Here is an 11,275-nt window from a genome sequence, read left to right as displayed (position 1 = left end):
TCACCCTGTCCTCTCCCGCATCGCCCGCCATGCGCCTCGGGGCCCGCAGCCTGACCCCGCTCGCCTTGCTCGCCCTGATGGCCGTGACCGCCGCGGCGGGGGTCGCCGTCTTGCTCTGGCAGCCGGCGCAGGAACGGCTCGCCGCCGCGGACGCCGCCTACGTGACGGCCCGGCAGGAGCAGGGCCGCCAGAAAGCCATCCGGAAAACCCTGGAAGACTTGGCCGCGGTCTGGAAGGAGCTGCCGGCGCGGACGGAGTTCCCCGCCCTGATCCTGGCCGTCTCCGAACTGGCGCAGCACGATCAGGTGGTCATCCCCGGAATGTCCTACACCGTGGAGCCGGTCGAGCATCAGCGGGTCCTGAAGGCCTCCATGACCTTCCGGGTCGCCGGCGCCTATCCGGCCATCAGACGGTTTCTGCATCGGATCGAAACGATGAACTCCTACGTCGTGATCGAGAGCCTGAACGCCTCGCGCGACCGCGAGGGCCACGGGGTCGAGTTCAGCATTCGGGCGGTGACGTTCCTGCGTCCCGAACCGGCGGCGGGGGACAAGGCGGTATGAGCGACCGTCGCCTGCGGGTGCTCCTCGTCTGCTTGTGGGCCGCCTGGGCGACCGTGATCCTGTCGCGCGTCTGGACGGAGCCGGAGGTTCAGCGGATGCCGCTGGCCTACAAGACCGGTACGGCGCCGCCGCCCCAGGCCGCCGGCGCCCCCGCCGTGAAGCGTCCGGCCCGCGTGGAATCGGCCGACAACTCCTTCAAGCCGCCCAAGAACATCTTCACCCCCATCGAGGTCGTCAAGGAGCGCATCCTGGCCGAGCAGGCGAGCAAGCAGGCCCGCCGGAGCGCGCCGCCGCCTCCCCCCGCGCCCCCGCCGGTGGTCGTGGCCTCCGTGCCGCCCCCCTCTCCTGAGGCCATCGCGGCTCAGAAGGCGCGCGAGCAACTCAAGGGCTTCCGGTTCCTCGGTTACTTGGAGCGAGAGGGCGAGCCGATGGCGTTCATCAGCAAGGATCGCGCGATCTTCCTCCTGAAGGCCGGCGAGATGGTGGAAGGCCGGATCCAGGTCAAGGCCGTGGAAGCCTCGTTCGTCAAGCTGCTGCATCTGCCGACGCGCGTCGAAACGACGATTCCCCTCACGCCCGAGGGGGGCACTCGCTCCTGAGCCTTCACCGATCAGATCGAATCCCCCCATTCTTGTAGGCAGTTTCCTTCCACCTGTATGTAGTGGGCCTTTAGGGGCGTTTGTGAACCGTCTCCCGCGGGCCGTGTAGGTGACCGGCCTCGCCTGTGATAAGCTAGCCCCCGACGGCGTGAGGGCCTTCCACGACGGTCCCGTCCTCTCAACCTCCGTCCCCAAGGCCGGGGAGGCAGCAGCGGCTCCTGTCCGGTCGGACAGGAGGCCGCGATCGTGCAGGGTTGAATCGCATGCCGAATGCACCGGGCCTGTCGTTCGACCAACGGTACCTGCCCATCAAGCGGCTCCGTGACGAGCACGGCATCGAGACCGTTCTGGCGAGAGACCTGACGCAGGGGGACGAGGTGATCGTCAAGGCCGCGGCCATCGGGACGCTCACCGCCGCCGCCATCCGTCGGATGGAGCGCGAGGCGCAGCAGCTCCGAGGTCTCGGCCCGGGCGTGTTGGCGCCGATCAGGGAGATCGAGCGGCATAACGGGCGGCTGCATGTGGTCAGCCCCTTCGTGCCCGGCGCCTCTCTGCGCGCGCGCCTGGCGGGCGGTCCCCTCTCGGTGTCCGAGACCCTCGTGGTCGGCCGCTGCATCCTGGACGCCTTGCGCACCGCCCACGCGCTCGGCGTGCTCCACCTCCACGTGAAGCCGGCGGACATCATCGTGGACGACGCGTCGCCCGTCTCAGGGGCGACGCTGATCGACTTCGGCTTGGCCCGGGGTCGGCAGCCGGAGCCCTATCTCCCCTCGGAGTCGATCGAGACGGCGCTGTACCTGTCTCCGGAGCAGGCGGGCGCGCTGGACCACGAAGTGGATCATCGTTCGGACCTCTACTCCGCCGGCGTCGTCCTGTTCGAATGCCTGGCCGGACGGCCTCCGTTCGTCGGACAGACGGTCGGGGAGCTGCTCCGCCAGCACGTGACCGCGCCCGCGCCGTCGCTGCGGGGCCTCGGCCGGGCCCTTCCCCGGGCCCTGGACCAGATCGTGCTGCGCCTGCTTCGGAAGGACCCGCAGGACCGCTACCAGTCCGCCTCGGCGGCGCTCGCGGACCTCGCCGAGCTTGTCCGAGCGTTGGAGCAAGGCGCCCGGGACCCCGACATCGCCGTCGGCGCGCACGATCGGCGACGGACGCTCACCGCCCCCGCCTTCATCGGCAGGACCGACGAGCTCGAGGCGCTGCAGACCGAGTTCGCCCTGGCGCAGGGGGGGCACAGCCGACTGGTCTTCGTCGAGTCGGAATCGGGCGGCGGTAAGACCTGCCTCCTGGAGGAGCTGGCCCTCACGATGGTCCGCCAGGGCGCCAGACTCTTCCGGGGGCAGGGAGTCGCCCTGGCGGCCCAACGACCGTTCCAGGTCCTCGACGACGTCGTGTCCGGCCTGCTGGCCTCCACCCACGTCGAGCCGCAGCTGGGTCCCCGGCTGCACCAGCGGCTCGCGGACAGCGGCGTCAGAGCCGCTGTCTGCACGGCCATGCCGCAGCTGTGCGACCTGCTCCAGCCCGACGGCCGGGCAACGCCGGGACCGGAGGCGTACGGCGAAACCAGAAACCTGGCGGCGCTGATCCGTCTGCTCGAAGCCTTGGGCGAGCCCGGACGTCCGTTGGTGGTCATCCTCGACGACTGCCAATGGGCCGACGAGCAGACCGTCAAGCTCCTGGCCTCCTGGCGTCAGCAGGCCCGCGCGGCGAACGGCGGCCACGTGCTGATCGTCGCCGCCTTCCGCTCCGAGGAAGTGGCCGCAGGACATCCCCTGCGCGCCCTTGAACCCCACCTGCACCTCCGGCTCAGCCCCTTCGACCCGCCGGAGCTTCGACGCCTGATCCAGTCCATGGCCGGACCGGTGCCGGACGAGGCGTATGACCTCGTGGCGCGCCTCTCGGGCGGCAGTCCGTTCATGGCCGTGGCCCTCGTCCGCGGCCTGGTCGAGAGCGGCGCGATGGTGGCCGAGCCGGACTCGACGGAGCTCCGGCCCGGCCGGCCGATCTGGCGGCTCACGCCCCGCGCCCTGTCGGATGCGCAGCCGTCGCGGTTGGCGGCGACGTTCCTGGCTCACCGGCTCGACATGCTGCCGGCCGAGACGCTGGACCTGCTCTCCGTGGGCGCGGTGCTCGGCAAGACCTTCGATCTGCCCCTGGCCACCGCGCTCGCGGGCCAGACCACGGAGGAGGGGGCGCGCGCCGTCGGCATCGCCCGCCAGCGACATCTCGTCTGGATGGACGCGGCGGGCCGGTCTTGCACCTTCCTGCACGACAAGCTGCGCGAGGCGCTCCTGGCCCGCTTGCACGACGCGGAACGCCGCCACCTCCACCACCGTGCCGCGCTCTGCATCGAAGGCGTTTCGCCCGAGCGGGTGTTCGACCTGGCCTTTCACTTCGACGCGGCGGGCGAGTACGGCCGGGCCCTTCCCCACGCCCTGACCGCCGCCGCCGCCGCCCGCGCGCGCCATGCCCTGGAAAACGCGGAGCACTACTATCGGATCGCCGAGCGGGGCGCCCGGTCCGCCGCCCCGCAGACCCGTCGGGAGGTCGCGCAGGGCCTGGGCGATGTGCTCATGCTGCGCGGCCGGTACGAGGAGGCCGCCCGATGGTATCTCGCGGCCCGCCTGCTGGCCGAGACCGACGACGTCCGTGCGCAGCTCGACGGCCGGCTCGGCGAGCTCGCGTTCAAACGCGGGGACATGACGCAGGCCATCGCCGCCATCGAGCAGGCGCTCCGGCTCCTGGGCGCGCGCGTGCCCCGCCGGGCGCTCGCGTTCGGCGCCGGCCTGCTCTGGGAAGTCGGCGTCCAGACCCTGCATAGCCTGTGGCCGACGCTGTTCGTCGGCCGGCGGGCGCTGGAGGGAGCGGACAGGGACCTGCTCGCGATGCGGCTCTATAGTCGGCTGGGCTACGCCTATTGGTTTCAGCGGGGTCGGTTCGCCTGCCTGTGGGCGCACCTGCGGGAGATGAACCTGGCCGAACGGTACCCCCCGACGCCGGAGCTCGCCCAGGCCTACTCCGAGCACGGACCGGCCATGAGCATGGTCCCCTGGTTCCGGCGGGGGATCGTCTACCTGGAGCGATCGCTCTCGCTCCGGCGCGCGTTCGGCGACCCGTGGGGCCAGGGACAGACCCTGCACTTCTACGGCGTGCTGCTCTATGCGGCCTCCCGGTACGCCGAGGCGATCGAGAAATGCCGCGAGTCGGTGCGCCTGCTCGAGCAGACCGGCGACCCCTGGGAAGGGGACGCCGCGCAGTGGCACCTGGCGTTCTGCCTCTACCGCCTGGGCGACCTCCGGGGGGCCGCGGAGCTCAGCCAGCGGCTCTACCAACGGTGCCTCGACCTGGGGAACACCCAGGGCCTCGCCACAAGCCTCGAAATCTGGGCGCTCGCCACCGAGGGGCGCGTGCCCAAGGACATTCTGCAACGGGAACTCCAACGACCGAGGGACGACGTGCAGGCGATCGCCTCGGTGCTGCAGGCCGAGGCGCTCCGGCTCCTGGCGGAGGGCCGGCCGGCCGAGGCGGCGGGGGTCCTCGCCCGCGCCCGGGACCTGGTGCGCCGGGCCGGCCTTCAGAACGAGTACGTCGTGCCGCTCTATGCCTGGCTGGCCACGGCCTATCGCCGGGAGGCGGAACGCGCGCCCCTCTCGAACCCGCGCCGGCGGAAGGCCTGCCTGCATCACGCACGGGCGGCCGTTCGACGGGCGCTGCGCCTCGGCTCGCGCTTCCGCAACAGCCTGCCGCACGCGCTGCGCGAGGCCGGTCTGTTGGCGGCCGCCGGCCAACGCCCGCGACGGGCCCGCCGGCTCCTCGACCGCAGCCTGACGATCGCCAGGGCTCAGGCCGCCCGTTACGAGGAAGCCCAGACCCTCCTGGCGCGGGGCCTGGTCGGCCTGGAGCTGGGCTGGCCGGACACGACCCAGGACCTGGCGCACGCCCACCAGCTTTTCCACGGCCTCGGGGTGGACGCGATGCCCCGCCGGCGGCAGGAAGATGTCGCGCGGAGCGGCCACAGCCGGACGGCCACCCTCTCCCTGGTCGATCGATTCGACGCGGTGCTGGACACCGGCCGCCGACTGGCCTCGGCGCTCACGCGGGAGACCATCTTCGCCGCCGTGCGGGACGCGGCCGTGACCCTGCTGCGAACGGAGCGGAGCGCCGTGATCGAGATCGTGCCCGCGGAGGGCCGCACCGAGATCCGGACGGTGGCCGGCCCGTCGGACGCCGCCCTCAACGAGCGGGTGGCCGGCGAGTTGCTGGCGGGCCAACGGCCGGTGATCCTCGCCCATCAGGACGGCCGCGCCCGCGACGCGGGCCTGGCGCTCCAGGACGATCTGGCGGTGCTGTGCGCGCCCATCGCCGTCCGCGGGCGGGTGATCGGCGGATTCTACGTGACGGCCCGGCGCGTGGAGGGGCTGTTCGGCGAACACGAGGTCCGGCTGGCCGAATACATCAGCACCCTGGCCGGGACCGCCCTGGAAAACGCGGCGGGCTTCGCCGAGCTCCAGCGCACCCACGAGGAGCTCCGCCGGCGCGCCGACGACGCCGCCCTGAACGTCGAGATCAGCGCGGCCGTCCTCCGATCCGGCGACCTGTCCGCGATCCTGCAGCACTGCGCGGACATCCTGCTCCGCCACCTGGACGCCGCCCTGGTCCGGGTGTGGACCTACCGCGAGGGCGACGACGAGCTCGAGCTGCAGGCCAGCACCGGCCCCGTGCCCTGTCCCGACTCAACGCCGGGCCTCTCCCCGATCCACACGCGGGAGATCGACCGCCTCGCCCGCACCCGCCGACCCTACGTGACCAACCATGTCGCGACCGACCCGGTGCTTCGCTCGCGGAGCTGGGCCGAGGCGGAAGGGCTGGTGTCCTTCGCCGCCTACCCCTTGACCGTCGAGGACCGCCCCGTCGGGGTGATGGGCCTGTTCGCGCGCCGCGCCCTGGACGAGGCCACGGTCTGGAAGCTGTCCTTGGTGGCCGAGCCGTTGGCCCAGTGCCTCACCCGGAAACGGGCGGAGCAGGAGATCCGCACCCTCAACGAGCAACTGGAACGCCGCGTCGTGAGCCGGACGCAGGAGCTCGAGGCCGCCAAACACGCGCTGGAGCGAGACCTGCACCAGCGCAAACGGGACGAGCGCCGCCTGGCGGCTCAGTACGCCGTCACGCGGGTGCTCGCGGAATCGCCGACCCTGACCGACGCCGCCCCCAAGATCCTCACGGCCATCTGCCAGAGCCTGGACTGGCTGGTGGGGGTCTTCTGGCAGGTGGACCGGTACGCGGGCGTGATCCGCTGCACGGACCTGTGGTGCCCGCCCGACCGCCGGGCGGCCGAGTTCGAGTCTCTGACCCGCGCCCTGACCTTCCCTCCCGGCGAGGGCCTGCCCGGCCGCATCTGGGCTCAACGGAAGCCGGTCTGGCTGCCGGACGTGCTCTGCGACCCGAACTATCCGCGCGCCCCCGCCGCGGCGAAGGCCGGCCTGCACGCCGCGTTCGGCTTCCCCATCCTCAGCCGCGGCGAGGTCCTCGGCGTGATCGAGTTCTACAGCGACGCCCTGCAAGCGCCCGACGAGGCCCTGTTGCAGATGCTGACGGCGATCGGCAGCCAGGTGGGCCAGTTCATCGAGCGCAAGCTCGCCGAGGAGGCCCTGCGCGAGAGCGAGCAGCGCTACCGGACCGTGGCCGAGACGGCGGCCGAGGCCATCATCACGATCGACGAGTCCAGCACGATCGTATTCGTGAATCGGGCGGCCGAGCAGATCTTCGGCTACGCGACCAAGGAGTTGATCGGCCAGCGGCTCACGCTCCTCATGCCCGAGGGCCTCCGGAGCGTGCATCAGCAGGCGATGGGCCGGTACCTGGCGACGAACCGCCGCCACCTCGCCTGGGAGCGGGTGAACCTGCCCGGCCGGCACAAGAGCGGCCGGGAGATCCCGTTGGAGTTGGCCTTCTGGGAGTTCACGCAGCACGGCAAGCGGTTTTTCAGCAGCATCATCCGTGACATCACCGAGCGGGTGCAGGCCGCCGAGCTGCGCACCCGGCTCCTGGAGCAGGTCATCTCGGCCCAGGAGGAGGAGCGGCGCCGGATCGCCCGCGAGCTGCACGACGAGACCGGACAGGCGCTCATGTCCCTGCTGGTGGGGCTGCATACGATCGAGACGTCGCCGACCTTGTCCGCCGCCCGCGCTCACGCCGGCAAATTCCGACGGGTCGCGGCCCAGGCGCTCGACGAGGTCCGCCGCCTGGCCATCGGCCTGCGCCCCAGCGCGCTGGACGACCTGGGCCTGGCGGCCGCGCTGGAGCGGTACGTCGTCGAGTACACCCAGGCCTACGGCATCACGGTGGACCTGCACGCCCCCGGCCTGGAGCAGGGACGGCTGCCCGCGCCGGTCGAGATCACGCTGTACCGTATCCTCCAGGAAGCCCTGACCAACATCGCCAAGCACGCGAGGGCCAACCTCGTCAGCGTGGTCGTGGAGCGGCAGGACGGCGCGGTGCGGGCGATCATCGAGGACGACGGCTGCGGCTTCGACGTGGACGCGACCCTGCAGATGTCCCGCGCGACGAAGCACCTGGGGCTGCACAGCATGCGGGAGCGCGCCCACCTCGTCAACGGCGCCATCGCCATCGAATCCACGCCCGGCCGCGGCACGACCATTTACGTCACCATCCCGCTGGAGGAAACACGCCATGGGCAAGATCAGGGTCCTGATCGCTGACGATCACGCGGTGCTGCGGGCCGGGCTCCGCATGCTGGTCAACGCGCAGCCAGACATGGAGGTGGTCGACGAGGCCGCGGACGGCGCCATGGCCCACCAGAAGGCGCTCGAAACCTCGCCCGACGTCGTGTTGATGGACATCACCATGCCCGGGCGCAGCGGCATCCAGGCCATCGAGGACATCCGCCGCGACAGTCCCCAGACCAAGGTGCTGATCCTGACGATGCACGACGACCCGGCCTACGTCCGGTCGGTGCTCGCGGCCGGGGGGGCCGGGTACGTCATCAAGAAAGCGCCCGACCTGGACCTCCTCGCCGCCATCCGAGCCGTCCATCGCGGCCGCACCTTCGTGGACCTCACCCTCGCGGACGGCGTCGCGCAGGACGTGCTCGGCAAGAAGTCGGCGAGCGGGAAGGTCCGCGAGGGGCGACCGATGAGCCTGCTGAGCCACCGCGAGCGCGAGGTGCTCTGCCTGGTCGCGCAGGGCTACATGAATCGGCACATCGCCGAACGCCTCCGGCTCAGCGTCAAGAGCGTCGAAACCTACCGCTGGCGCATCGCGGAGAAGCTCGGACTGCGGAGCCGCGCCGACCTCGTCCGCTACGCCCTGGAGGTCGGCCTGCTCGCGCCCGGCACCGCCCCACCCGGCGAAGATCGCTGAGCCCCCGTCCCCCGACAGATTTGCCGGCCGCTTCCCCGGCACGACGGCTCCCCAACTCCCCGTCCGTTCGACGCCTCCAGGCGCGGGGAACGAAACCGCCCAGCCCGACCCTGGCCGAACGGTCAGTGGTTCTCCTGACAGCCACTATAAATAGTAGTCATTCTCCTGACATACGCCCTGCCCGACCATCTGGTACAAGGTTGGGTGTGCTCTACGTAAAGGATCGAAGACTTCAACGAGCCGGCTCCCCTCGGAGAAGCGGCAGGTCGCAGCCCCTCGGGACCGGACAGTTCCCGGCTTCCCTCTCCCGCCCCCGAGAGGGGACCGCTCACCGGCGCCGGGGGCTTGGGCGAGGCCTTCACCTTCCGGAGTAACCCTATCCACGCGAGGTCATCTATGGCACGACATGGTTGGCTCAAACAGTCGGGCATCCTCATCTTCGACCTCAAGTGCCAGTTGCTGTACTCCAACCACGAGGGGAGATTGCTTCATGGGCACAACGGGAACGGCGAGACGCTCCCGCCGGACCAGGACCTCGGCTTCGACATCAAGCGGCTGTCCTTGCGGCTCAAGAAGATGATCGGGGCCTCTCCCGCCGACTTTCGCCCCGAGAAGATCAGGCCCGAAACCTTGACGGTGACGGCCGGCGACGTCAACTATCGGCTCGAGGGCTCCGTCCTGGTCTCGGAATCGCTGAAGGAGCCGTGCATCCTCATCGTCGTCGAGGAAGAGGACCAACGGCCGGCTCCCAAGCTGAACCTGGCCCATTTCCAGACGACGTACAAGCTGACCCGACGGGAAATCCAGATTCTCGAGCTCCTGAGCAAGGGGGCCAGCTACAAGGAGATCGCCTATACCCTGTCCATCTCCGCCCACACCGTCCGCGACCACATCAAGAACATTCGTCTCAAGCTCCACGCGGAGAGCAAGTGCGGAATCATGGCCCGGTTGATCGAGGACGCCGGCATGTACGAAGAGGCTCGGCTGTCTTCGCCCTCGGAGACGGAGAGCGAGGGTGCAATGGCCATCGAGCCGAGGTCCGCCGGCCCGCACGTGAGCCCTTCGCTTCGCGCCCCGGCTGCGGGAGTCGCCCAGGGCGCCACGGTCGGCAAGCCCAAGGAGACCGTGGCGGCGTCGGCAGGCCGCCCCGCGGACAGCCGTGCGCCCCGCGGCGCGTACGCGAGGCCCGGGAGGGTGTAGCCTGCCCGCCGCCTCGGTGAAACACCGTCAAGCCGGGGAGCCGCCCGGCATGAAGGAGAGTTCAGATGAGCGTGGCGGAGATGCATCGGGAGGCCGCCAGAGGTTCAGGCCCCGTTTCCCCCGGCACGATCCTCGTCGTCGACGACAACGAGCTGGTGCGCGGCATGATCGAGTCGATGCTGGGCCACTGGGGATATTCCTGCGTCACGGCGACCGACGGCCTGGCCGCCATCGCAACGGCGGCCCGCCAACCGATCGTCCTCGTGTTGACCGATTACCAGATGCCGAACATGAACGGCCTGGAGCTCCTCGCCAGGTTGAAGGAGTACGCCCCTGCCCTTCCGGTCATCATCCTGTCGAGCGACGATGCTCCGGAGCAGGTCGAGGAGGCGCGCCGACGCGGCGCCTTCGCGTGGGTCGTCAAGCCGGTGGACCCCGCACGCCTGCGGCAGCTCGTTTCGAGCGCGTTACCCGCCTAGCGTGGGGTGTTCGGCATGGGCCTCCCGCCCGGGTGACCCATCAGCCCTAAGGAGTACGTCCATGACGGCGGTCGTCCATCGTGTTCGGCACCGCTTCGGGACGGCGGCGGGAGTCCTCCTGCTCGCCGTGTCCTGCACGAACTCCGAGCAGCCGGCTCCGAGCCGGGTGTCGGAGGCGCTCCCGAAGATCGTGGCCAGCGTCAACGGCACCAACATCGAACGGGATGCCGTCCTCGCCCGTCTCGAGCAGGCGAAGGCCATGCTCGCCCACCAGCGGCATCAAGTCCAGGCCGCGGTCGCGGACGGTGCGGACCGGGCCGGGGCGACGACGACGGCGTCCGCCCCGGTCACGGAAGCGCAGCAGGCCCAGCACGAGGCCGCCCAGGAGAAGGAGCTGCTGCATTCGATCATCAATCAAATGGTCCTTGAGGAGCTCAAGAAGCAGGAAGCCGCCCGCCTGGGGCTCAGCGTTTCTCCTGATCTGCTCGAAGCCAACGCCAAGCGCATCGAAGAGCAGTCCGGGTCACGGGAATCGCTGGAAGAACAACTGCGCCAGGGGCATACGACCCTGGAGCAGTGGCGCACCCAGCTCCATCAGTCCCTGCTGTTCCAGGAGTTGGAAACCCGCCGGCGGGCCAGCGTGCCGGTCAGCGACGAGGAAGTCCGCCAGTATTGGGAGCAGAACCGCGCCACCCTCGCCCAGCTCTGGAATACGGACCGGTTGGAGCAGGTCCGGGACCGCGTCCGCAGCCTGATTCAACAGACACGGTGGCCCACCGAGGAGGCCCGGTGGTACGAGGACCTCGTCCGTTCGGCCAAGATCTGGGTCGATCCCACGGTCCGGCAACAGCTCGCCGGGCCGTCGGACCATGCGCACCCCGGCCAGCCGGCCCCTCCGGCTCAGAAGGGCTGATCCGTGAGTCAGGGCCCGGTCGCCGGTCATCCGCCGGTCCCACACGCCCTTCGACCTGACGGGTCCCCGCCGCGGCGGGCGTCGGGTCCGGCGGAGGTCGCCGCGGAGGACGCACCGACTCCGACGCGGCGGGACGAGTGA

7 protein-coding genes are annotated in these 11,275 nt (G+C 70.5%); all 7 read left to right on the top strand.

All coding sequences use genetic code 11. The annotated features are described in order from the left end of the window. Positions 1-29 precede the first annotated feature (29 nt). A complete protein-coding gene (gene pilO, locus AC1U7O_RS02375; RefSeq protein WP_479892965.1) occupies positions 30-563 on the top strand; it encodes a type 4a pilus biogenesis protein PilO in 534 nt (177 codons plus the stop codon). After that, entirely contained in the window at positions 560-1,162 is a 603-nt protein-coding gene (locus AC1U7O_RS02370; protein ID WP_479892964.1) for a hypothetical protein, read from the top strand. Before pilO ends, AC1U7O_RS02370 begins: the two co-directional genes overlap by 4 nt. Before the next feature lie 263 nt (positions 1,163-1,425). Continuing rightward, a complete protein-coding gene (locus AC1U7O_RS02365) occupies positions 1,426-7,881 on the top strand; it encodes a GAF domain-containing protein (protein ID WP_479892963.1) in 6,456 nt (2,151 codons plus the stop codon). Then, entirely contained in the window at positions 7,853-8,542 is a 690-nt protein-coding gene (locus AC1U7O_RS02360; protein ID WP_479892962.1) for a response regulator, read from the top strand. The genes AC1U7O_RS02365 and AC1U7O_RS02360 overlap by 29 nt, the downstream gene beginning before the upstream one ends. A 396-nt stretch (positions 8,543-8,938) precedes the next feature. After that, on the top strand, positions 8,939-9,742 hold the full coding sequence (locus AC1U7O_RS02355; protein WP_479892961.1) for a response regulator transcription factor: 804 nt from the start codon (positions 8,939-8,941) through the stop codon (positions 9,740-9,742). Between the two features lie 65 nt (positions 9,743-9,807). Then, positions 9,808-10,221: a response regulator gene (locus tag AC1U7O_RS02350; RefSeq protein ID WP_479892960.1), complete on the top strand. Its 414-nt coding sequence runs from the start codon at positions 9,808-9,810 to the stop codon at positions 10,219-10,221. A 61-nt stretch (positions 10,222-10,282) separates the two neighbouring features. Next, positions 10,283-11,134 carry a SurA N-terminal domain-containing protein gene (locus tag AC1U7O_RS02345; RefSeq protein WP_479892959.1) on the top strand — a complete coding sequence of 284 codons (852 nt, stop codon included), beginning with the start codon at positions 10,283-10,285 and terminating at the stop codon, positions 11,132-11,134. Positions 11,135-11,275 lie beyond the last annotated feature (141 nt).

The sequence above is a fragment of the Candidatus Nitrospira neuquenensis genome (assembly GCF_979578155.1).
This window is presented reverse-complemented; position numbering and strand designations above follow the sequence as displayed.

Coding starts and splice junctions, on each gene's coding strand:
- AC1U7O_RS02360 (WP_479892962.1), top strand. CDS start 7,853: ATGGGCAAGATCAGGGTCCTGATCGCTGACGATCACGCGGTGCTGCGG.
- AC1U7O_RS02350 (WP_479892960.1), top strand. CDS start 9,808: ATGAGCGTGGCGGAGATGCATCGGGAGGCCGCCAGAGGTTCAGGCCCC.
- AC1U7O_RS02365 (WP_479892963.1), top strand. CDS start 1,426: ATGCCGAATGCACCGGGCCTGTCGTTCGACCAACGGTACCTGCCCATC.
- AC1U7O_RS02370 (WP_479892964.1), top strand. CDS start 560: ATGAGCGACCGTCGCCTGCGGGTGCTCCTCGTCTGCTTGTGGGCCGCC.
- AC1U7O_RS02345 (WP_479892959.1), top strand. CDS start 10,283: ATGACGGCGGTCGTCCATCGTGTTCGGCACCGCTTCGGGACGGCGGCG.
- AC1U7O_RS02355 (WP_479892961.1), top strand. CDS start 8,939: ATGGCACGACATGGTTGGCTCAAACAGTCGGGCATCCTCATCTTCGAC.
- pilO (WP_479892965.1), top strand. CDS start 30: ATGCGCCTCGGGGCCCGCAGCCTGACCCCGCTCGCCTTGCTCGCCCTG.